The 22,690-nt window shown below is 69.4% G+C and carries 18 protein-coding genes; 16 read left to right on the top strand and 2 right to left on the bottom strand.

What is annotated here, in order from left to right; genetic code table 11:
- Window positions 1–31: 31 nt before the first annotated feature.
- Window positions 32–253: a hypothetical protein gene (locus ACIRB7_RS00705; protein WP_403590361.1), complete on the bottom strand. Its 222-nt coding sequence runs from the start codon at window positions 251–253 to the stop codon at window positions 32–34.
- A 248-nt stretch (window positions 254–501) separates the two neighbouring features.
- Here ACIRB7_RS00705 and ACIRB7_RS00700 point away from each other — a divergent pair, with 248 nt between their 5' ends.
- The 13 genes from ACIRB7_RS00700 (at window position 502) to ACIRB7_RS00640 (ending at window position 18,715) form a co-directional block, all read left to right on the top strand.
- Entirely contained in the window at window positions 502–2,892 is a 2,391-nt protein-coding gene (locus tag ACIRB7_RS00700; RefSeq protein ID WP_403590358.1) for an ABC transporter family substrate-binding protein, read from the top strand.
- A 383-nt stretch (window positions 2,893–3,275) separates the two neighbouring features.
- On the top strand, window positions 3,276–5,177 hold the full coding sequence (gene typA, locus ACIRB7_RS00695; protein ID WP_403590355.1) for a translational GTPase TypA: 1,902 nt from the start codon (window positions 3,276–3,278) through the stop codon (window positions 5,175–5,177).
- Between the two features lie 490 nt (window positions 5,178–5,667).
- Window positions 5,668–7,305 carry an ABC transporter substrate-binding protein gene (locus ACIRB7_RS00690; RefSeq protein ID WP_403590352.1) on the top strand — a complete coding sequence of 546 codons (1,638 nt, stop codon included), beginning with the start codon at window positions 5,668–5,670 and terminating at the stop codon, window positions 7,303–7,305.
- Window positions 7,306–7,474: 169 nt separating this feature from the next.
- Window positions 7,475–8,407, top strand: coding sequence for an ABC transporter permease (locus ACIRB7_RS00685; RefSeq protein WP_403590349.1), 933 nt, complete (start codon window positions 7,475–7,477; stop codon window positions 8,405–8,407).
- Complete coding sequence (locus tag ACIRB7_RS00680) at window positions 8,400–9,353, top strand: ABC transporter permease (RefSeq protein ID WP_403590346.1); 954 nt, start codon at window positions 8,400–8,402, stop codon at window positions 9,351–9,353. The genes ACIRB7_RS00685 and ACIRB7_RS00680 overlap by 8 nt, the downstream gene beginning before the upstream one ends.
- A gap of 14 nt (window positions 9,354–9,367) precedes the next feature.
- On the top strand, window positions 9,368–10,426 hold the full coding sequence (locus ACIRB7_RS00675) for an ABC transporter ATP-binding protein (RefSeq protein ID WP_403590343.1): 1,059 nt from the start codon (window positions 9,368–9,370) through the stop codon (window positions 10,424–10,426).
- Window positions 10,419–11,528, top strand: coding sequence for an ABC transporter ATP-binding protein (locus ACIRB7_RS00670; RefSeq protein WP_403590340.1), 1,110 nt, complete (start codon window positions 10,419–10,421; stop codon window positions 11,526–11,528). The genes ACIRB7_RS00675 and ACIRB7_RS00670 overlap by 8 nt, the downstream gene beginning before the upstream one ends.
- A 214-nt stretch (window positions 11,529–11,742) precedes the next feature.
- The gene (locus ACIRB7_RS00665) at window positions 11,743–13,368 is read left to right on the top strand and encodes an ABC transporter substrate-binding protein (protein ID WP_403590337.1); all 1,626 of its coding nucleotides are present in this window, start codon (window positions 11,743–11,745) and stop codon (window positions 13,366–13,368) included.
- A 105-nt stretch (window positions 13,369–13,473) separates the two neighbouring features.
- Window positions 13,474–14,397: an ABC transporter permease gene (locus ACIRB7_RS00660; protein ID WP_403590334.1), complete on the top strand. Its 924-nt coding sequence runs from the start codon at window positions 13,474–13,476 to the stop codon at window positions 14,395–14,397.
- Complete coding sequence (locus ACIRB7_RS00655) at window positions 14,390–15,376, top strand: ABC transporter permease (RefSeq protein ID WP_403590332.1); 987 nt, start codon at window positions 14,390–14,392, stop codon at window positions 15,374–15,376. Before ACIRB7_RS00660 ends, ACIRB7_RS00655 begins: the two co-directional genes overlap by 8 nt.
- Before the next feature lie 6 nt (window positions 15,377–15,382).
- A complete protein-coding gene (locus tag ACIRB7_RS00650; protein ID WP_403590329.1) occupies window positions 15,383–16,366 on the top strand; it encodes an ABC transporter ATP-binding protein in 984 nt (327 codons plus the stop codon).
- Window positions 16,359–17,495: an ABC transporter ATP-binding protein gene (locus tag ACIRB7_RS00645; RefSeq protein WP_403590326.1), complete on the top strand. Its 1,137-nt coding sequence runs from the start codon at window positions 16,359–16,361 to the stop codon at window positions 17,493–17,495. Before ACIRB7_RS00650 ends, ACIRB7_RS00645 begins: the two co-directional genes overlap by 8 nt.
- 281 nt (window positions 17,496–17,776) lie before the next feature.
- Window positions 17,777–18,715, top strand: a complete 939-nt coding sequence (locus ACIRB7_RS00640; RefSeq protein ID WP_403590323.1) for a hypothetical protein — start codon at window positions 17,777–17,779, stop codon at window positions 18,713–18,715.
- A 1-nt stretch (window position 18,716) separates the two neighbouring features.
- Here the strand turns inward: ACIRB7_RS00640 and ACIRB7_RS00635 are convergent, their stop codons facing one another.
- Window positions 18,717–20,900 (bottom strand): prolyl oligopeptidase family serine peptidase, encoded by a 2,184-nt coding sequence (locus ACIRB7_RS00635; protein WP_403590320.1) that lies wholly within the window; start codon window positions 20,898–20,900, stop codon window positions 18,717–18,719.
- Between the two features lie 181 nt (window positions 20,901–21,081).
- Between ACIRB7_RS00635 and ACIRB7_RS00630 the strand changes: the two genes are divergently transcribed.
- The 3 genes from ACIRB7_RS00630 to ACIRB7_RS00620 all read left to right on the top strand — a co-directional run bounded on the left by ACIRB7_RS00630 (window position 21,082) and on the right by ACIRB7_RS00620 (window position 22,604).
- Window positions 21,082–21,276 carry a hypothetical protein gene (locus tag ACIRB7_RS00630; protein ID WP_073809114.1) on the top strand — a complete coding sequence of 65 codons (195 nt, stop codon included), beginning with the start codon at window positions 21,082–21,084 and terminating at the stop codon, window positions 21,274–21,276.
- 63 nt (window positions 21,277–21,339) lie between these two features.
- A complete protein-coding gene (gene mshB / locus ACIRB7_RS00625) occupies window positions 21,340–22,230 on the top strand; it encodes an N-acetyl-1-D-myo-inositol-2-amino-2-deoxy-alpha-D-glucopyranoside deacetylase (RefSeq protein WP_403590317.1) in 891 nt (296 codons plus the stop codon).
- Entirely contained in the window at window positions 22,227–22,604 is a 378-nt protein-coding gene (locus tag ACIRB7_RS00620; protein ID WP_403590314.1) for a DUF6113 family protein, read from the top strand. Before mshB ends, ACIRB7_RS00620 begins: the two co-directional genes overlap by 4 nt.
- The last annotated feature ends 86 nt before the right edge of the window (window positions 22,605–22,690 follow it).

Genomic DNA, 22,690 nt, shown 5'->3' with positions numbered 1-22,690 from the left:
GCGCCGCCGCGTCCGTGGGCGCCGGTACGTCCTACGGCGCGTGGCGGTCGCGTGCTCCGAGCCCCTCGTCGTCCGTGTCCGTCCACAGCCCGCTGTCGTACGGGGCGTCGGGGATGGTCACCACGTTCTCGGCGCGCCCGGAGGCCGGGGGTACGCCGTACTCCGCCGTGACGGACCGCTCCAGCTGTCCGACCGTGCGGACCAGGTCTTCGAGGCAGCGCCTGACGGCCGCCAGATCGTCCTGAACGGACATGGGTTGCCCTCACTTCCGCGAGCGGCTTCGGCAGGAGTGTCGCGCGTCACATCCCGCATGGGAAGCCATGTGCACGGGTTTCCACTCGTCCGGAGCGCTCCTTCCTCGGCGGGTTGGGCCGCACGAGTGGCGTTTTCCGGACGTGCCGCCGTGTCGCCGTGGCCGGATCCGCTCCGTCCTTTTCAGTGTATGAGCAATAGGTGTGATCATCTCCAAATGGAATGAATCTGGACGAAGGGGTACAAGTCATGTCCCAGATCGGCGCCCCTCGCGGGAGGACATGCTCCAGGAGCCCCCGCTCCCGCACGCTCCGCTCCGTCGCCACCCTGACCAGCGCCGTCCTCGCCGTCACCGTCCTCGCCGGATGCAGCTCCGGCGACGAGAGCGACGGGGTCCCGGCCGTGGCCCAGGACAACGCGCCCGCGGCGCGCGACAAGGTCGCCGACGGGGGCACCGTGCGCTGGGCCGTCGACGCGCTGCCCACCACCTTCAACACCTTCCAGGCCGACGCCGACGGCACCACCTCCCGCATCGCCGGGGCCGTGCTCCCCTCCCTCTACACGCTCGACGAGCGGGGCAGGCCGCAGCGGAACGCCGACTACCTGGAGTCCGCGCAGGTCGTCGAGACGGAGCCCAAGCAGGTCGTCCTCTACAAGCTCAACCAGCAGGCGGTGTGGAGCGACGGACGCGAGATCGGGGCGCCCGACTTCGTGGCCCAGTGGCGCGCGCTGAGCGGCCGCGACACCGCGTACTGGACCGCGCGCAACTCCGGCTACGAGCGGATCGAGAAGATCGAGCGGGGCAAGAACGACCTGGAGGTACGGGTCACCTTCTCCAAGCCCTACGCCGACTGGCAGTCCCTCTTCACCCCTCTTTACCCGAAGCAGGTGATGGGCTCCCCGAACTCCTTCAACGACGGGGCCCGCACCACCCTCAAGGCCACCGCAGGACCGTTCCTGCTGAAGACGATCGACCGCAAGAACGGCGACGTCACCCTCACCCGCAACCCCCGCTGGTGGGGGCAGCCCGCCAAGCTCGACTCCCTCGTCCTCAAGGCCGTCCCCCGCGCCGACCGGGCGGACGCCCTCGCCGCCGGCACCCTCGACCTGGCCGAGATCGACCGCTCCACCGCCGAGCGGATCGCCCTCGCGCTACGGGACGCCGCCGCGGGACGAAGCGGCGCGCAGGCGGCCCTCGCCCACGGCCCCGGCTCGTCGATCACGCCCTCCAAGGCCCTGAAGTCCTGGGCACTCGCCCATGGGTCCGACGAGGAGAAGGCGGCGGAGGTCCAGGCCGCCCGCGAGGAGAACCAGCAGGCCGTCGCCCAGTACGCCAGCGCGCAGGACACCCTCGCGCGGTACGTGGTCCGCAAGTCCCTGGAGCCCGCCTACACCCAGCTCTCACTGAACGGCGAGTCCGGACCGCTCGCCGACGAGCGGGTACGGCGAGCCGTGGCCCGCGCCATCAACCGCCAGGAACTCGCCGACTCCGTACTCAAGCCGCTCGGCCTCCCCGCGCACCCGCCCGGCAGCCACCTCGCCCTCGCCGGGCAGGCGGCCTACGCGGACAGCAGCGACGCGCTCGGCGACCAGGACACCGAGGAGGCGCGGGCGCTCCTCGCCGACGCGGGCTGGGTGCCGGGCGGGGCGGGGAGGAAGCCGGCGGGCGCGGGCACGAAGGCGGGCAGCGAGGCGGAGAAGAAGGCCGGGGAGAAGGCCGGGGAGAAGGCCGCCGACGCCGAGAAGGCCGAGGGCTCCGCCGACGCCAAGAAGAAGGGGAGCGACACCGCCTCCGACGACGGCCTCTACGTCGTCGGCGACGACAAGCCGCGCAAACACCCGGCCGCCCCCGCCCCCGCCCTCGGCGCCAACGGTCCCGAGAACGGCACCCACATCCTCGCCCCGGCCCCCGCCGCCGCCCGCCAGAGCGCCGCGATCCTCGCGCGGGCCGAGGCCCTCGACACCGGTACGGGCTCCGCCGCCCGCGCCGCCCACCCGGCCGACAAGGGCGTCGCGGGGGCCTATGCCCCGCGCGGCACCGCCGCCCCCGCCGCCGTGCCTGAGGCCGGCCGGGCCCTCGGCAAGGACGGCAAGGCGCTCAGCCTCCGCTTCGTCCTGCCGTCCGGCCCCGGCTCCGAGTCGCTGCGCGCGGTCGGTGACCGGATCGTCCGGATGCTCGACGTGGTGGGCATCCGTACCGAGGTCACCAAGGTCTCCGACGACAGCTTCTTCAAGGACCACGTGGCCTCGGGCGACTACGACCTGGCCCTGTACTCCTGGCCCGCCTCCGCCTTCCCGGCGACCGACGCCCGGCCGATCTTCGCCAAGCCGGAGCCGGCCTCGGACGGCTCCCTCCTGGTCGAGCAGAACTACTCGCGGGTCGGCACCGACCGTATCGATCAACTGTTCGACCAGGCGGCGGGGACGCTCGACGAGGAGGAGGCCCGCGAGCTCGTCCGCCAGGCCGACGCCCGTATCTGGGCCGCCGCCGGCTCCATCCCCCTCTACCAGCGGCCGCAGCTCGTCGCCGCCAAGGCCGATCTGGTGAACGCCGGAGCCTGGGGTCTGGCCGGGCCTCGCTACCAGGACATCGGCTACAAGAAGCCCGAAAGCTCCAACGGCACGGAACGAAACCGCTGAAAGCTCTGAAAGCGCTGGTCACAACCTCAGAAGCAGCTCAATTTCCTTGCCCGCCGGTGATCCCGGCGGGCAGGATCGCGACGGCCCCTTGACCCGGCCGTCCACTGTCACTCCGCAGTCGCTCGCAGCTCTCCGCAGTCTCTCCCCGCACGTGCACCGCCGTCGTACCGATGTCGTACCTCCGTCGCGCCGCACCCCGGGCGCGACGCGGGAACCCGACGCGGAACCGACGTGAAACCCCCCAGTAGACCCTCTCGGAAGCGGGCGGGGAAGCCCGTTGCGCGGCAGCCCCGTACCATAGGACATAGCCGTGGCGCGTCCGCCCGGCGGGCGTACGAGGAACTGACGCCGCATCCCACGATCCGAGAGAAGCGCAAGCACCCATGCCCACGCGCCACGACATCCGTAACGTCGCCATCGTCGCCCACGTCGACCACGGCAAGACGACCATCGTCGACGCCATGCTCAAGCAGGCCGGTGCCTTCGCCGCCCACCAGCAGCTCGACGACCGCATGATGGACTCGAACGACCTGGAGCGTGAGAAGGGCATCACGATCCTCGCCAAGAACACGGCGGTGAAATATCACCCCAAGGACGGCGGGGCCCCGATCACGATCAACATCATCGACACCCCCGGTCACGCCGACTTCGGTGGCGAGGTCGAGCGCGGTCTGTCGATGGTGGACGCGGTCGTCCTCCTCGTGGACGCCTCCGAGGGTCCGCTCCCGCAGACCCGCTTCGTGCTGCGCAAGGCCCTCCAGCAGCGCCTGCCCGTCATCCTCTGCATCAACAAGACGGACCGCCCGGACTCCCGGATCGACGAGGTCGTCAACGAGACGTACGACCTCTTCCTCGACCTGGACGCCGACGAGGACCAGATCGAGTTCCCGATCGTCTACGCCTGCGGCCGTGACGGCGTCGCCTCGCTGACCAAGCCGGCGGACGGCACCGTCCCCGCCGACAGCGACAGCCTGGAGCCGTTCTTCTCCACCATCCTGGAGCACGTCCCGGCCCCGTCGTACGACGAGGAGGCTCCGCTCCAGGCCCACGTCACCAACCTCGACGCCGACAACTTCCTCGGCCGCATCGCGCTGCTCCGCGTCGAGCAGGGCGAGCTGCGCAAGGGCCAGACGGTCGCGTGGATCAAGCGTGACGGCACGATCTCCAACGTCCGCATCACCGAGCTGATGATGACCGAGGCGCTCACCCGCAAGCCCGCCGAGGTCGCGGGCCCCGGTGACATCTGCGCCGTCGCCGGTATCCCCGACATCATGATCGGCGAGACCCTGGCCGACCCGGAGAACCCGATCGCGCTCCCGCTGATCACGGTCGACCAGCCGGCCATCTCCATGACCATCGGCACCAACACCTCGCCGCTCGTCGGCCGCGGTGGCACGGGCAAGGGCGCGGACGCCAAGTCCGCGGTCAAGCAGCGCAAGGTCACCGCCCGCCAGGTCAAGGACCGTCTGGACCGCGAGCTCATCGGTAACGTCTCGCTCCGCGTCCTCGACACCGAGCGCCCGGACGCCTGGGAGGTCCAGGGCCGTGGTGAGCTCGCGCTCGCCATCCTGGTCGAGCAGATGCGCCGCGAGGGCTTCGAGCTGACCATCGGCAAGCCGCAGGTCGTCACGAAGCTCGTCGACGGCAAGGTGCACGAGCCCGTCGAGCGTCTGACGGTCGACGTCCCCGAGGAGCACATGGGCGCCGTCACGCAGCTCATGGGCATCCGCAAGGGCCGCATGGACAACATGTCGAACCACGGCTCCGGCTGGGTCCGCATGGAGTTCGTCGTCCCGTCCCGTGGCCTCATCGGCTTCCGTACGGAGTTCCTGACCAACACCCGCGGTACGGGCATCGCCCACTCGATCCACGAGGGCCACGAGCCGTGGTTCGGCACGCTGACGACCCGTAACAACGGTTCGCTGGTCGCCGACCGCGCCGGCGCCGTCACCGCCTTCGCGATGACGAACCTCCAGGAGCGCGGCGTCCTGTTCACCGACCCCGGCACCGAGGTGTACGAGGGCATGATCGTCGGCGAGAACTCCCGCTCCGACGACATGGACGTGAACATCACCAAGGAGAAGAAGCTCACCAACATGCGCTCCGCCTCCGCCGACTCCTTCGAGGCGATCGTCCCGCCGCGGAAGCTGTCCCTGGAGCAGTCCCTGGAGTTCTGCCGCGACGACGAGTGCGTCGAGGTCACCCCGGAGGCCGTGCGTATCCGCAAGGTCATCCTGGACCAGAACGCGCGAGGCCGTGCCTCCTCCCGCGCCAAGAACGGCTGATTCGGGCGCATACGGCCGAGAGCGGTGGGGTAGATCACGGACCTGTGATCTTCGCCGCTCTCGACTGACGTGACGTCAGCAACAGAGCCCGGACCCCCACAGACACCTGTGGGGGTCCGGGCTTTTCGTCAAGTTCCGTCAAGTTCCGTCAACTCGATTTCGAAGGCCGGGTGTCCGCATATCGGCCATCGCTCTCCGGTACGTGTGTTAACGGTCCGTTTCGGGGGTGTCTGTCTGTGCTCACTTTGTCCGGATTTCGGTATCTGGGCCCTAGGTGATGTTGTCAAAACGAGACCACTTAAGTGTGGTTTACGGCCCGGGCGTACTTAATAGTTGGCTCCATTGAGCTCGGGTCAATGGGTCACGCACTGTGGGGAGTGCCGACTCACGAGCACACTCGGGGCACTTGAGTCCAAAGCCGTCAGGGGTGTCGGCAGAACTCGGAGTGCCCCTCTTGTAGTGACAAAAGTGGACTCATGAGGAGGAACCCATGCGCGGTGCCAAGAGCGCCAAGTGGGTAACGGGCGCGATCATCGTTGCCCTTGCTGCGACCGCCTGTGGCGGGGGTAAGAGCGACGGCGGCGACGCCAAGGGTGCGGTTGACCCGAACGGAATTTTCTCCGTTGAGCTGGGCGAGCCTGAGAAGCCCCTGCTCACCGGTGACACGATGGAGTCCAACGGCTCCGCCGTGATGGCCGGCCTGTTCTCGACCCTGGTCGACTACAAGGCTGACGGCTCGCTGGAGATGATCAACGCCGAGTCGGTCACCACGACGGACTCGAAGACCTGGACCGTCAAGCTCAAGCCGGGCTGGACCTTCCACGACGGCACCCCGGTGACCTCGAAGTCCTACGTGGACGCGTGGAACTGGAACGCCAGCCTGAAGAACGCCCAAGGCCTCGCGTCCTGGTTCGCGGACATCAAGGGCTTCGAGAAGGTCCACCCGGACGCCGAGGGTGCGAAGCAGACCGCCGACAAGCTCGACGGTCTGACCGTCGTCGACGAGAACACCTTCAAGATCGAGCTCACGAAGGCCGTCCCGTACTTCGGTCACAAGCTCGCCTACATCGTCTTCGCGCCGATGGCGGAGTCCTTCTACAAGGACCCGGCCGCGGGCGGCCAGAAGCCGGTCGGCAACGGTCCCTACAAGTTCAAGAGCTGGGACCACAAGAAGAAGATCGAGATCACTCGATACGACGGCTACAAGGGCCCGAACAAGGCGAAGAACGGCGGTGTGGTCTTCAAGAACTACACCACCCTCGAAGTCGCGTACGAGGACCTGAAGTCCGGCAACGTCGACGTCCTGCGTCAGATCGCGCCGAAGGACCTCCCGGTCTACCGCCAGGACCTCGGCGACCGCGCCGTGGACCAGCCGTACTCCGCGATCCAGACCATGGCCGTCGCCTTCTACGCCGACCAGTGGAAGAAGCCGAAGCAGATCGACCCGCGCGTCATCCAGGGTCTGTCGATGGCGATCGACCGCGCCACCATCACCAAGACGGTGCTGCAGGGTACGCGTGAGCCCGCGACCGGCTGGGTCGCCAAGGGTGTCCTGGGCTTCCAGGAGGACGGTGGCGCCGGCGTCACCAAGTTCGACCCGGCGAAGGCCAAGGAGCTCATCAAGGCCGGCGGCGGCGTCCCCGGCAACAAGATCTCCATCCAGTTCAACGCCGACGGTGGCCACAAGGAGTGGGTGGACGCTGTCTGCAACTCCATCACCCAGGCCACCAGCGTCCAGTGCGTCGGCGACGGCAAGCCGGACTTCCAGGCCGACCTGACCGCTCGTAAGACCAAGCAGGTCAAGTCGCTCTACCGCTCCGGCTGGGTGCTCGACTACCCGGTGAACGCCAACTTCATCTCGGACCTGTTCCGCACGGGTGCGGCGGGCAACCAGGGTGACTTCTCCAACAAGGCGCTGGACGCCAAGATCGCCACGGCGGACTCCGCGGCGACCCTGGACGAGTCGGTCAAGCAGTTCCAGGCCATCGAGAAGGACCTGGTCAACTACATGCCGTCCATCCCGCTCTGGTACTACAAGGTCAACGCGGGCTACTCCGAGAAGGTTTCGGGCGTGGCTTACGGTCAGGACGGCGACCCGATCCTGACCGGCGTCGAGGTCCACAAGTAAACCCGAACGTAGTCCGCACGCCGTCACGGGACTGACGGATCGTCAGTCCCGTCTCGGTGCCTTACGCAGTGGCTGGGGGGCCCTTCCACGACCTCGCCGTGCCCGGAAACGGGCCGGGCTGTCGCGGGAGGGCCCTCGGCTGCGGCCGTCACATCTCAACGGAGGCATGATGGGGCGCTATGTCGCACGACGACTGCTCCAGATGATCCCGGTCTTTTTCGGGACAACCCTGCTGATCTTCCTCATGGTCTACAGCCTGCCCGGCGACCCCGTGGCCGGACTGTTCGGCGACAAGGGTGCGTCGCCGGCGACCCTCGCGGAGCTCAGACACAAGTACGGTCTCGACCAGCACATCCTGAAGCAGTACTGGGACTACATCACCGGGATCCTCTTCCACTTCGACTTCGGGACGCAGATCCGCAACGACCGACCCGTCACCGAAGTGCTGGGGGACGCGTTCCCCGTCACCCTGAAACTGGCGGCCCTCGCCTTCGCCTTCGAGCTGACCTTCGGCATCACTCTCGGTGTCATCGCCGGCCTGAAGTCCGGCCGTCTGGCCGACAACGCCATCCTGATCTTCACCCTGCTGATCATCTCGATCCCGGTCTTCGTGCTCGCCTACATCGTCAAGCTGGTCTTCTGGGTCCAGCTCGACTGGATTGAGCCGAACGTCAGCAACGATCAGCTGCTCTCCGAGATGATCGCCCCCGCCATCGTCCTCGGCGGTCTTTCCCTCGCCTATGTGGCGCGGCTCACCCGCACCTCCATGGCGGAGAACCTCCGCGCGGACTACATGCGCACGGCCGTCGCCAAGGGTCTGCCGAAGCGCCGCGTCATCGGCGTCCACCTCATGCGCAACTCGATGATCCCGGTCGTCACCTTCCTCGGCACCGACATCGGCGCCCTCATGGGCGGCGCGGTCGTCACCGAAGGCATCTTCAACGTCAAGGGCGTCGGTGGTGTGATCTACGAGTCGATCAGCCGACGCGAGGGCGCCACCCTCGTCGGCCTCGTCACCATCCTGGTCGTCGTGTACCTCATCACCAGCCTGCTCATCGACCTGCTGTACGCGGTCCTGGACCCGAGGATCCGGTATGCCTGACGTGACCAAGACCGCGACCGCGGCCGCCACCGAGGACGCCGTCGCCACCCCCTCGGTGGACGTGTCCGACGTCAAGGGCGAGAAGGCGCGCAGCCTCTGGGGCGACGCCTGGAGCGACCTGCGCCGCAACCCGTACTTCCTCGTGTCGTCGGTGCTGATCTTCTTCCTGCTGCTGATCGCCGCCTTCCCGGGCCTGTTCACCAGCGCCTCGCCCACCGCCGGTGACCTCGTCCGTCACTATGTGGGCAAGCCCGAGCTCGGCAACATCGGCTCCCCGGGGTGGTTCGGCTACGACATCCAGGGCCGGTCCGTCTACGCCCGACTGATCTACGGCACGCGCGCCTCGATCATCGTCGGCATCTGCGTCACCCTGATCGTCACCGTCGTCGGCGGCATCACGGGCATGATCGCCGGTTACTTCGGCGGCTGGATCGACGCGGTGCTGTCACGGGTCACCGACATCTTCTTCGGCATCCCGTTCCTCCTCGGCGCCATGGTCGTCCTCCAGGCCTTCGTCGACCGGACCGTCTGGGTCGTCGTCTTCGCCCTCGCCTTCCTCGGCTGGACGCAGATGGCCCGCGTCATGCGCGGTGCCGTGATCACGGTCAAGCACGCCGACTACGTCCACGCGGCGAAGGCCCTCGGCGCCGGCACCACCCGGATCCTCTTCCGGCACATCCTGCCGAACGCCATGGCCCCCGTGATCGTCGTCGCGACCATCGCGCTCGGCGGCTACATCTCGGCCGAGGCCACCCTGTCCTACCTGGGTCTCGGCCTTGCCTCCCCGACCGTCTCGTGGGGTGTCGACATCTCCGCGGGTGTTCAGGCGATCCGTACGTCGCAGCACATCCTGCTGTACCCGTCGATCATGCTGAGCCTCACCGTTCTGGCGTTCATCATGCTCGGCGAAGCCGTCCGCAACGCCCTCGACCCCAAGCTGCGCTGAGGAGGGCGTAAAAGATGACCATCATCGACAAGACCGCGGCCGTCCCCGCGCCGCGCGACGGCTCCGACCACAACGGTCCGCTGCTCGAAGTCCGTGACCTGCACGTCGAGTTCCACACCCGTGACGGTGTGGCCAAGGCGGTCAACGGCGTCAACTACTCGGTGAACGCCGGCGAGACCCTCGCCGTCCTCGGCGAGTCCGGCTCCGGCAAGTCCGTCACCGCGCAGGCCATCATGGGCATCCTCGACATGCCGCCTGGCAAGATCCCGCAGGGCGAGATCCTGTTCCGCGGCCAGGACATGCTGAAGATGTCCGAGGAGGAGCGCCGGAAGATCCGCGGCCGGAAGATCGCGATGATCTTCCAGGACGCGCTGTCCTCCCTCAACCCGGTCCTCAGCGTCGGCTACCAGCTCGGCGAGATGTTCCGGGTGCACCAGGGCCTGTCCAAGAAGGACGCCAAGGTCAAGGCCATCGAGCTGATGGACAAGGTCAAGATCCCCGCCGCCGCGGCGCGGGTCTCCGACTACCCCCACCAGTTCTCCGGCGGTATGCGCCAGCGCATCATGATCGCCATGGCGCTCGCCCTGGAGCCGGACCTGATCATCGCCGACGAGCCCACCACGGCTCTCGACGTGACCGTCCAGGCCCAGGTCATGGACCTCCTCGCGGAGCTCCAGCGGGAATACAACATGGGTCTGATCCTGATCACCCACGACCTCGGCGTCGTCGCCGACGTCGCGGACAAGATCGCCGTGATGTACGCCGGCCGGATCGTCGAGCAGGCGCCGGTGCACGAGCTGTACGGCCGCCCGGCCCACCCGTACACCCGCGGTCTCCTGGACTCGATCCCGCGCCTGGACCAGAAGGGCCAGGAGCTCTACGCGATCAAGGGCCTCCCGCCCAACCTGCTCAAGGTGCCGTCCGGCTGCGCCTTCAACCCGCGCTGCCCGAAGGCCGACGACATCTGCCGTACGGAGATCCCGGCCCTGGTGCCGGTCACCGAGCAGGACGGCGCGGATCTCCCGGGCCGTAAGAGCGCCTGCCACTTCTGGAAGGAGACGATCCATGGCTGACCTCAGCAAGAACGACGAGGCCGTGGCCGCGTCCGAGGCGGAGGCCGTAGCCGCCATCGAGGCCCCCGTGGGCCGCGGCGAGCCGATCCTCCAGGTGCGTGGCCTGAAGAAGCACTTCCCGCTGACGCAGGGCATCCTCTTCAAGAAGAACGTCGGCGCGGTCAAGGCCGTGGACGGGGTCTCCTTCGACCTCTTCCAGGGCGAGACCCTCGGCATCGTGGGCGAGTCCGGCTGTGGCAAGTCCACGGTCGCCAAGCTCCTGATGAACCTGGAGAAGGCCACCGCCGGCGAGGTCTTCTACAAGGGCCAGGACATCACCAAGCTGTCCGGGCGCGCCCTGAAGGCCGTCCGCCGCAACATCCAGATGGTGTTCCAGGACCCGTACACCTCGCTGAACCCGCGCATGACGGTCGGCGACATCATCGGCGAGCCCTACGACATCCACCCCGAGGTGGCCCCGAAGGGCGACCGGCGCCGCAAGGTGCAGGAGCTGCTCGACGTCGTCGGCCTCAACCCGGAGTACATCAACCGGTACCCGCACCAGTTCTCCGGCGGTCAGCGCCAGCGGATCGGCATCGCCCGCGGCCTCGCGCTCAACCCGGAGATCATCATCTGCGACGAGCCGGTCTCGGCCCTGGACGTCTCCGTCCAGGCGCAGGTCATCAACCTGATGGAGAAGCTCCAGGACGAGTTCAACCTCTCCTACCTCTTCATCGCGCACGACCTGTCGATCGTCCGGCACATCTCGGACCGCGTCGGCGTCATGTACCTCGGCAAGATGGCCGAGATCGGTACGGACGAGCAGATCTACGAGCACCCGACGCACCCGTACACCCAGGCGCTGCTCTCCGCGGTGCCGGTGCCGGACCCGGAGGCCCGCGCGCACCGCGAGCGGATCATCCTCACCGGTGACGTCCCCTCGCCGGCGAACCCGCCGTCGGGCTGCAGCTTCCGCACCCGTTGCTGGAAGGCGCAGGACAAGTGCGCCGAGGAGACGCCGCTCCTCGCGGTGCCGCAGCGCTTCCAGGGCGAGGACTCCCCGGCCGCGCACTTCTCGGCGTGCCACTTCGCCGAGGAGAAGCAGGTCGTCCCGGTGCACTGACGCACAGAGCGACAGACCCGAGAAGGGGCGCCCCTTTCCGTACGTACGGAAAGGGGCGCCCCTTCGCTGTACGTACGGGAAGGGGGCCCGACCGTCCGGCCCTCGTACGTGCGGGAGGGAGGCCCGACCGTCCGGCCCTCGTAAAAGTGCACACCCGTCAATATCGGGTGATATTGGGGCCTAAGTCAGACTTAGGACATTCGGGAGGCACTCCATGCGCGGAGCCACGCACGCCAAGTGGGCCGCTCTGGCCACCGCCGTCGCCCTCACGGCGACCGCCTGCGGTGGCGGCGACGACAGCGGCGGCGGAGGTGCCGACGGCATCGTGAGTTCCTCGTGGGGCGACCCGCAGAACCCGCTGGAGCCCGCCAACACCAACGAGGTCCAGGGCGGCAAGGTCCTCTCCATGATCTTCCGCGGGCTCAAGCAGTACGACCCGAAGACCGGCGAGGCCAAGGACATGCTCGCCGAGAAGATCGAGACCACCGACTCGACCAACTTCACCATCACGGTCAAGGACGGCTGGACCTTCTCCAACGGCGAGAAGGTCACCGCCAAGTCCTTCGTCGACGCCTGGAACTACGGCGCCCATCTGAAGAACAACCAGAAGAACGCCTACTTCTTCGGCCAGATCGAGGGCTACGACAAGGTCCACCCCGAGAAGGGCGAACCGACCGCCGAGACCATGTCCGGCCTCAAGGTCACCGGCCCCCAGACCTTCACCGTCAAGCTCACCCAGAAGTTCTCCACCTGGCCCGTCACCCTCGGCTACGCCGCCTTCGCCCCGCTCCCCAAGGCCTTCTACGACGACCACGCCGGCTGGCTGTCGAAGCCCGTCGGCAACGGCCCGTACACCGTCGACTCGTACTCCAAGGGCTCCCAGATGGCCCTCAAGCGCTGGGACGGCTACCCCGGGGCCGACAAGGCGCAGAACGGCGGCGTGACCCTCAAGGTCTACACCGACAACAACACCGCCTACACCGACCTGACGGCCGGCAACCTCGACCTCGTCGACGACGTCCCCGCCTCCCAGCTCAAGAACGTCGAGGCCGACCTCGGCGACCGCTACATCAACGTCCCCGCCGGCATCATCCAGACCCTGTCCTTCCCGTTCTACGACGCCGCCTGGAACAAGCCCGGCCAGGAGAAGCTCCGCCAGGGACTCTCCCGGGCCATCGACCGCGCCCAGATCACCGAGACGATCTTCCAGAAGACCCGTACCCCCGCCGTCGACTGGACGTCCCCGGTCCTCGGCGAGGAGGGCGGCTTCAAGGACGTCTGCGGCGACATGTGCAAGTACGACGCGGCCGAGGCGAAGAAGCTCGTGGCGGAGGGCGGCGGCATCCCCGGCGGCACGATGCGGATCTCGTACAACGCCGACACCGGCTCCCACAAGGAATGGGTCGACGCGGTCTGCAACTCCATCAACCGCGCCCTCGGCAACGACCGCGCCTGCGTCGGCAACCCCGTCGGCACCTTCGCCGACTACCGCAACCAGGTCACCACGCAGAAGCTCAACGGCCCCTTCCGCGCCGGCTGGCAGATGGACTACCCGCTCATCCAGAACTTCCTGCAGCCGCTGTACTACACCAACGCCTCGTCCAACGACGGAAAGTACACCGACCCCGAGTTCGACAAGCTGGTGAACCAGGCCAACGCCGAGCCGGACACCGCGAAGGCCGTCGGACTCTTCCAGCAGGCCGAGGGCATCCTCCGCGACGACATGGGCGCCATCCCGCTCTGGTACCAGAACGGCAGCGCCGGCTACTCGGAGCGCGTCAGCAGCGTCTCCCTGAACCCCTTCAGCGTCCCGGTCTACGACCAGATCAAGGTCAACTGACGTCGTAGCAGGTCGGAGGCGTACGGCCCGGCCCGCGGACCCCCGCGCCGGGCCGTACGCCTTCCCCGGAACCCCCTAAGCGGAGCCAACCCCCCGGAGCCCCCCATGGGTCGATATGTGATCCGGCGACTGCTGCAGATGATCCCGGTCTTCTTCGGCGCCACGCTGCTGATCTTCCTGATGGTGAACGTGATGGGCGATCCCGTCGCCGGACTGTGCGGCGACCGCCAGTGCGACCCGGCGACCGCCGCCCAGCTCAAGAAGGAGTTCGGCCTCGACAAACCCGTCTGGCAGCAATACCTGACCTACATGGGCAACGTCTTCACCGGCGACTTCGGCACGGCCTTCAACGGCCAGGAGGTCACCGAGCTGATGGCGAACGCGTTCCCGGTCACCATCCGCCTCACCCTCGTCGCCATCGTCTTCGAGATCGTCATCGGCATCAGCCTCGGCGTCCTCACCGGCCTCCGCCGCGGCCGCCCCATCGACACCACCGTGCTGCTCCTGACCCTGGTCGTCATCTCCGTCCCGACCTTCGTCACCGGCCTGCTGCTCCAGCTCCTCCTCGGCGTGAAGTGGGGCTGGATCAAACCGGCCGTCTCCACCGACGCCCCGATCGACGAGCTGATCGTCCCCGGACTCGTCCTCGCCTCGGTCTCCCTCGCGTACGTCACCCGGCTCACCCGGACCTCCATCGCCGAGAACAAGCGCGCCGACTACGTCCGTACCGCCGTCGCCAAGGGCCTGCCCCGCCGCCGGGTCATCACCCGCCACCTGCTGCGCAACAGCCTCATCCCCGTGGTGACCTTCATCGGCACCGACGTCGGCGCGCTCATGGGCGGAGCCATCGTCACCGAACGGATCTTCAACATCCACGGCGTCGGCTACCAGCTCTACCAGGGCATCCTCCGCCAGAACACCCAGACCGTCGTCGGTTTCGTGACCGTCCTCGTCCTGGTCTTCCTGGTGGCGAACCTGCTCGTCGACCTCCTGTACGCCGTCCTTGACCCGAGGATCCGCTATGCCTGAGCAGCCTCAACCGTTCGACGACGGCCGCGCGATCAACCACACCGGAGCCGGCGGCGGAACCGACCTCGCGATGGACGAGGGCGAGACGCTGGAGAAGACCCCGGGCGGCCCCCAGGGCACCGGCCCCGACAACAAGCCCCGCTCCCTCTGGTCCGACGCCTGGCACGACCTGCGCCGCAACCCGATCTTCATCGTCTCCGGCCTCATCATCGTCTTCCTCGTGGTCATCGCGATCTGGCCGCAGCTCATCGCAAGCGGCAACCCCCTCGACTGCGACCTCTCCAAAGCGCAGGAGGGCTCCCAGCCCGGCCACCCCTTCGGCTTCAACGGCCAGGGCTGCGACGTCTACACCCGCACCGTCTACGGAGCCAGGGCCTCCGTCCAGGTCGGCGTCTTCGCCACCCTCGGCGTGACCCTCCTCGGCTCCGTCCTCGGCGGCCTCGCCGGCTTCTACGGCGGCGCCTGGGACGGCTTCCTCTCCCGCATCACCGACGTCTTCTTCGCCATCCCCGTCGTCCTCGGCGGCCTCGTCCTGCTCTCCGTCGTCAGCGCCAACAGCGTCTGGCCCGTCATCGGCTTCATGGTGCTCCTCGGCTGGCCGCAGATCTCCCGCATCGCCCGCGGCTCCGTCATCACCGTCAAACAGAACGACTACGTGCAGGCCGCCCGCGCGCTCGGCGCCTCCAACTCACGGATGCTGCTCCGCCACATCTCGCCCAACGCCCTCGCGCCCGTCATCGTCGTCGCGACCATCGCCCTCGGCACGTACATCGCGCTCGAAGCCACGCTCTCCTTCCTCGGCGTCGGCCTCAAGCCCCCCACCGTCTCCTGGGGCATCGACATCTCCTCGGCCGCCGCCTACGTGCGCAACGCCCCCCACATGCTGCTCTGGCCCTCCGGCGCGCTCGCCATCACCGTGCTCGCCTTCATCATGCTCGGCGACGCCGTCCGCGACGCCCTCGACCCCAAGCTGAGGTAGGGACCCATGCTGCTCGAAGTGCGCGATCTGCACGTGGAGTTCCACACCCGGGACGGGGTCGCCAAGGCGGTCAACGGCGTCGACTACTCCGTCGACGCCGGCGAGACCCTCGCCGTCCTCGGCGAGTCCGGCTCCGGCAAGTCCGTCACCGCCCAGGCCGTCATGGGCATCCTCGACATCCCGCCAGGGAAGATCACCCAGGGCGAGATCCTCTTCCAGGGCCAGGACCTCCTGAAGCTCAAGGAGGAGGAACGGCGCAAGATCCGGGGCGCCAAGATGGCGATGGTCTTCCAGGACGCCCTGTCCTCCCTCAACCCCGTCCTCAGCGTCGGCGACCAGCTCGGCGAGATGTTCCAGGTCCACAAGGGCATGTCCCGCAAGGACTCCAAGACCAGGGCCGTCGAACTCATGGACCGGGTCCGCATCCCCGCCGCCAAGGAACGCGTCGGCCAGTACCCCCACCAGTTCTCGGGCGGCATGCGCCAGCGCATCATGATCGCGATGGCACTCGCCCTCGAACCCGAACTGATCATCGCCGACGAGCCCACCACCGCCCTCGACGTCACCGTCCAGGCCCAGGTCATGGACCTGCTCGCCGAGCTCCAGCGCGAACTCAACATGGGCCTCATCCTCATCACCCACGACCTGGGCGTCGTCGCCGACGTCGCCGACAAGATCGCCGTCATGTACGCCGGCCGGATCGTCGAACGCGCCCCCGTCCACGAGATCTACAAGGCCCCCGCCCACCCCTACACCCGGGGCCTCCTCGACTCGATCCCGCGCCTGGACCAGAAGGGCCAGGAGCTGTACGCCATCAAGGGCCTGCCGCCCAACCTCCTGCACATCCCGCCCGGCTGCGCCTTCAACCCCCGCTGCCCCCTCGCCAGGGACCGCTGCCGGACCGACGTACCCCCGCTGTACGAGGTGACCGAGTCCCCCGTGCCGCGCGCCAGCGCCTGCCACTTCTGGAAGGAGTGCCTCCATGGCTGAGACGGCCGATCCGGCCGAGGCGTCCGAGACGACCAGGACGACCGAGCCGATCCTCGAAGTCCGGGGCCTGCACAAGCACTACCCGCTCACCCGGGGCGTCCTCTTCAAGAAGCAGGTCGGCGCCGTCAAGGCCGTCGACGGGGTCGACTTCGACCTCACCGCCGGAGAGACCCTCGGCATCGTCGGCGAATCCGGCTGCGGCAAGTCGACCGTCGCGAAGATGCTGGTCAACCTGGAGCGGCCGACGTCCGGCTCGATCCGCTACAAGGGCGACGACATCACCACCCTCTCCCCGCGCGCCCTCAAGGCCGTCCGCCGCAACATCCAGATGGTGTTCCAGGACCCGTACACCTCGCTCAACCCGCGCATGACCGTCGGCGACATCATCGGCGAGCCGTACGAGATCCACCCCGAGGTCGCGCCGAAGGGCTCCCGCCGGCAGAAGGTCCAGGACCTCCTCGACGTCGTCGGCCTCAACCCCGAGTACATCAACCGCTACCCGCACCAGTTCTCCGGCGGCCAGCGCCAGCGCATCGGCATCGCCCGCGGCCTCGCCCTCCAGCCCGAGATCATCGTCGCCGACGAACCGGTCTCCGCGCTCGACGTCTCCGTCCAGGCGCAGGTCGTCAACCTCCTGGAGAACCTCCAGACCGAGTTCTCCCTGTCGTACGTCTTCATCGCCCACGACCTGTCGATCGTCCGGCACATCTCCGACCGGGTCGGCGTCATGTACCTCGGCCGGATCGTCGAGATCGGTACCGACACCCAGATCTACGACCACCCCACGCACCCCTACACCCAGGCTCTGCTCTCCGCCGTCCCCGTCCCCGACCCCGAGGCACGCGCCCACCGCGAGCGCATCATCCTCACCGGCGACGTCCCCTCCCCGGCCAACATCCCCTCCGGCTGCCGCTTCCGCACCCGCTGCTGGAAGGCCCAGGAACGCTGCGCCCTGGAAGTGCCCCTCCTGGCGGTCCCGGCGGTCTTCCGCCTCACCGACAGCCCGGCCAGGCACGACTCGGCCTGCCACTTCGCGGAGGAGAAGCAGGTGGTCCCCCCGGAACACGACACGGACGAACCGGAAGCCCCGCCGCGCCGCGGCTTCTTCCGCAAGCCCGAAGCGCCTTAACGCCCAGGCAACTTGACGGTAGCGACTCCGATATACGGACACGCCAGACTCGACAGCGTACGGCCGTGCGGGTGCCGTGTACCGGCCGGGGACGCCATGCGTCCCCGGCCGGCTGCCCCCTTTTTTCGGCTCGGTTCACCTCCGGGGCGCTCAAGCCGGGCTCACACGCCCGACCGTGCTCCTTCGGCTCACTCGCCGGTTCTCAGAGGCGCCAGCTCTGTTACGCGTGGCTTCCGCGGAACCGCTTGTTTCGCTTGGTGACGACCGTGAGTATCGGGACCGTGACTCTGACGCGTCCGGCCCGGCTCACGGGCGCCGCGCTCTGCGCCGCGCTCGCCCTGATCGCCGCCGTGTGGATCCTCAAGGACCTCGCCGCGCTCGGCTCGCCCGCCGACCTCGGCCGGTACTGGGCGGGGGACCACCACTTCCTCATCCGGGGGCGGTCCGCCACCTCCCTCGTCGACCCGGTGCTCCTCGCCGTCTCCGCGGCCACCGCCGTCGCCGCCCTCCGCTCGCGCCACGCGGCCTCCGCGCTCGCCGCGACCGGCGCCGTCACCCTCGCCCTGCGGCTGCCCGGACTCTGGGCGACCGACAGCGGGGCCCTCGTGACCGCGCTCCTCGCGCTGGCCCTCGCCGCCGGACTCGTCGCCCTCGCCGCCGCCGGTCGCAGCCGCGTCACCACCTCGTACGAGCAGCCGCCCACCCGCCCCCGCACCGGCCCCGCCGTCACCGCCGGGGTCCTCCTCGGCGTCTCCGTGCTCGTCGCGGTCGCGTGGGAGGCGTACTGGGCCGTCGAACTGCCCGTGGAGATCACCGTCGACCGTTTCGTCGGCGGCCGGTCCGTCATCAAACCGGCCCTCGCGCCCCCGCCCGGCTGGCTCTCCCTCGTCCTCGTCGCCCTGTACGGGACGGCCGCCGTCTCCGCCCTCGTACGGGCCCGCCACAGCCGGGCCTTCGGGCTCCTCGCCGGAGTGTTCCTCACGGCCGGCGGCATCGCCGACGTCGCGCGGACCGGCCGGAACGAACTCGTCGGCCACATCGGGGACCTCGCGACGGCCCCCGGGATGGAGGTCCTCAGCGCCTTCTTCGGGCTGCTCGTCGGCGGCGCGGTCCTCGCCCTCCTCGCCGGGCGCGGCGCCCCCGCCGCCGTACCCGGCCCCTACCCGCCGCACAGGATGCCGCCCCCGGCGCCGCCCTACCCGCCGCCGCCCGGCTGGTGACTCAGCTCCCCTCCTCCGGCCGCCCCTCCGACAGCCCCAGGGACCGCCGCAGGAAGTCCACCTGAAGCAGCAACAGGTTCTCCGCCACCTGCTCCTGCGGCGTCATATGGGTCACCCCGGACAGCGGAAGCACCTCGTGCGGCCGGCCCGCGGCGAGCAGTGCGGAGGAGAGTCGCAGCGCGTGCGCGACCACCACGTTGTCGTCCGCGAGACCGTGGACGATCATCATCGGCCGCACCGGGACCTCCGGCCCTGTGAGCCCGTCGTCGGTGAGCAGCGACTGCGCCGCGTACACCTCCGGATCGTCCTGCGGGGTGCCGAGGTACCGCTCCGTGTAGTGGGTGTCGTAGAGCCGCCAGTCCGTCACCGGCGCCCCGGCGATCGCCGCGTGGAACACGTCCGGCCGCTGGAGCACCGCCCGGGCCGCCAGATACCCGCCGTACGACCAGCCCCGGATCGCCACCCGTTCCAGATCGAGCGGGAAACGCCCGGCGAGCCCCTGGAGCGCGTCCACCTGGTCGTCGAGGGTCGGCGTGAAGTCCCGCAGGATCGCCTTCTCCCAGGCGGGGGAGCGGCCAGGCGTGCCCCGCCCGTCCGCCACGACCACCGCGAAACCCTGGTCGGCGAACCACTGGGAGGTGAGGTGCGGGTTGTGCGCGGCGAGCACGCGCGGCCCGTGCGGACCGCCGTACGGATCCATCAGGACCGGCAGCGGCCCGTCACCCTCCTCGTACCCGGAGGGCAGCAGCACCGCGCACGGGATCCGCCGGGCCCCGGCCTCCGTGAGCCGCACCCGGACGCCGATCACCGGCTCCTTGGCGTACGAGGCCACCACCGCGACCTGTTCGCCGTCCCGCAGCACCCGCGCCACGCTCCCCGGCGCCTCCGGCCGCGCCGACACGAGCACGGTCACCGCCCCGCAGCGCACCGCCCCGTGCACCCCGACGCCCTCGGACAGCCGCTCGGCGCCCGCACCCGTCACCCGGTACACATGGATCTCACCGGTCTCCGGGGCTGCCGCACCCGCGCCCGCAGACGCCGACACGAGGACGTCGTCCGCCCCGATGTCGAGCACCGCCCGGACGTGCAGCCTGCCGTCGGTGAGCGCCTCGTCCCCGACGGACAGGGCGCGGGCCCCGCTCTCGTCGCCGAGCCGCACCAGCCGTCCGTCCGGAGTCCACGCCGGCACCCCCGGCAGCAGCTCCAGCCACGCCGGGTCCCGTTCCTCCCGTACGGCCGTCGTCTCCCCGGACTCGGGGTCCACCGCGAGGAACACCTGCTCGCGCTGGTCCCGCGCCTGGACGAGAAGCAGCGGGGCCCCCGCCGCCGACCAGTGGGCCCGCGCCAGATAGGGGTACCGCTCCCGGTCCCACCGCACCTCCGTACGGGCCCCGTCGAGCCCCATCACGAACAGCCGGACCTCCGCGTTGGCCGTGCCCGCCGCCGGATACGCCACCGGCTGCGGCTCCCGGTCCGGATGCGCCGGGTCGGCGATCCACCAGCGCCGTACCGCGCGGTCGTCCACCCGTGCGACGAGCAGCCGGTCCGAGCCCGGTGACCACCAGAAACCCCGCTCCCGGGACATGTCCTCCGAGGCGATGAATTCAGCCAATCCGTAGGAGACGTGCCCGTCCTCCGGAACGGCCACCTCCCGGTCGCCCGCACCGTCCGCGCCCACCACCCGCAGCGCGCCCTCCGCCACGTACGCCACGAGCCGCCCGTCGGGCGAGGGCCGGGGGTCGATCACCGGGCCCGGCACCGGCAGCTCCCGCGCCGTCCCCGCCCGCAACTCCGCCGTGAACAGCCGCCCCGACAGGGCGAACGCCGCCAACTCCACGGCCCCGTCCACCGCGTAGGACACCACCCCGGCCGAGCCCTCCCGGCTCCGCTCCCGGCGTGCCCGCTCCTGCGCCGACAGCTCCTCCTCCGCCCCCGCGAGCAGCACCTCCGGGTCGGCCGCCACCCGCTCCCCGGGCGTCCCGCCGTCACGGGGCAGGTCCAGGACCCAGAGCCGGTGCGAACGGTCCGTACCCGAAGGGGATCTGACGAACACCACGCGCTCCCCGTCCGGGGAGACCGAGAAGGCACGCGGGACCCCCAGGGTGAACCGCTGGGTCCTGGCGTGCTGGCGGGGGAAGGAGAGCCCGGCCGAGGGTGTGGCCGACTGCTGTCGAGACGAGGTCATGCGGCTGAAACTAGCGCTGTGCGCCCCCCTCGTGCCTCCGTCCGCCGATCGATGCGATGGCACGGATAGTTATGATCCGTAGCGCTAGGTGGGTATGCATCCGATCGGCATGCCCTCTGGCACATGCTGATCGACCGAACCGCTCGAATATCCGACCGAAGAAGTGTGGAGGTGAACCGCCGTGGCACTCTCGATCTCCGTGGTGGTGCTGCTGGCGATCGTCGTCTTCCTTCTGATCCGGAAATCCGGGTTGAAGGCCGGCCACGCGGCGATCTGCGCGCTCCTGGGCTTCTACCTGGCGAGCTCGTCCATCGCCCCGTCCATCAGCACCCTCACCACGAACGTGGCGAACATGGTCGGCGGCATCAAGTTCTGATCCCCCGCACGACCTCCCGCACGCACTGACCTGCCAGGCGGCCGGACCTCGTAGGGTGGGGACATGTCCGATCTCCCCGCCCGCCGTCTGCTGCTCGTGCACGCGCACCCGGACGACGAGTCGATCAACAACGGCGCCACCATGGCCAGGTACGCGGCCGAGGGCGCCCTCGTCACCCTGGTCACCTGCACGCTCGGCGAGGAGGGCGAGGTCATCCCGCCCGAGCTCGCCCACCTGGCCCCCGACCGGGACGACCGGCTCGGCCCCCACCGCGTCGGTGAACTCGCCGCCGCGATGACCGAGCTGGGCGTCACCGACCACCGCTTCCTCGGCGGCCCGGGGCGGTTCCGCGACTCCGGGATGATGGGCGTCGAACAGAACAAGCGTGAGAACGCCTTCTGGAACACCGACGTCGACATCGCCGCCCCCTACCTCGTCGACGTGATCCGGGAGAACCGCCCGCAGGTCCTGATCACCTACGACCCCGACGGCGGCTACGGCCATCCCGACCACATCCAGGCCCACCGGGTCGCCATGCGCGCCGCCGAACTCGCCGCGGACCCGGCCTACCGCCCCGACCTCGGGCCCGCGCACACGATCGCCAAGATCTACTGGAACCGCGTCCCGCGCCCCGTCGTCGAGGCCGGCTTCGCCCGGCTGCGCGCCGAGGGCTCCGCCTTCCCGGCGCTCGCCGCGATCGACGACGTCCCGGGCGTCGTCGACGAGGACCGGATCACCGCCGAGATCGACGCGGGCCCGGCGCACGCCGCCCGCAAGAGCGCGGCGATGGCGGCGCACGCCACCCAAGTCGCCGTGGACGGCCCTTTCTTCGCCCTCTCCAACGACCTGGGCCAGCCGATCCTCACCACCGAGTACTACGAGTTGGTCCGGGGCGTCCCCGGCGCCCCGGCGGGCGTACGCGAGACGGACCTCTTCGCGGGGGTGACCGCGTGAGCACCTCGGGTACGGCTCCGGCGGCCGCCCGTAACGTCCGGTTCGCCTGGTACGCCGGACTGTTCGTCCTCGGCGTCCTCGTCGGCACGGCGGGCGCCCTCGTCCAGGCCGCCTGGCTCCCCGGCGGCCTGTTCCTCGCGCTCCTCGCGGCCACCGCCGTCTTCTACGGAGGGCTGCGCGCGACCGGCACCCAGGCCGGCGTCGTCGCCGGTGGGGGCGGCTGGCTCCTCGCCGTCATCCTGCTCAGCCTCGGACGCCCCGAGGGTGACGGGGTGTTCGCCGGAGGCGTCGGCGAGCTCCTCTTCCTCTTCGGAGGCATGGCGCTCGCTGTGATGTGCGCCACTCTGTCCCGATTGCCGCGTCCGGCCCCGTGAACAGGACGACTTGAGACCGATGACGCCCTGACTTCGGCCGGATTGCCCGTGGTCCTTCACCCAGGGGTCAGGTATGTGACGGCGGC

Origin of the sequence: Streptomyces sp. NPDC093795 (assembly GCF_044764665.1) — a bacterium.
Classification (GTDB): Bacteria; Actinomycetota; Actinomycetes; order Streptomycetales; family Streptomycetaceae; genus Streptomyces.
This window is presented reverse-complemented; position numbering and strand designations above follow the sequence as displayed.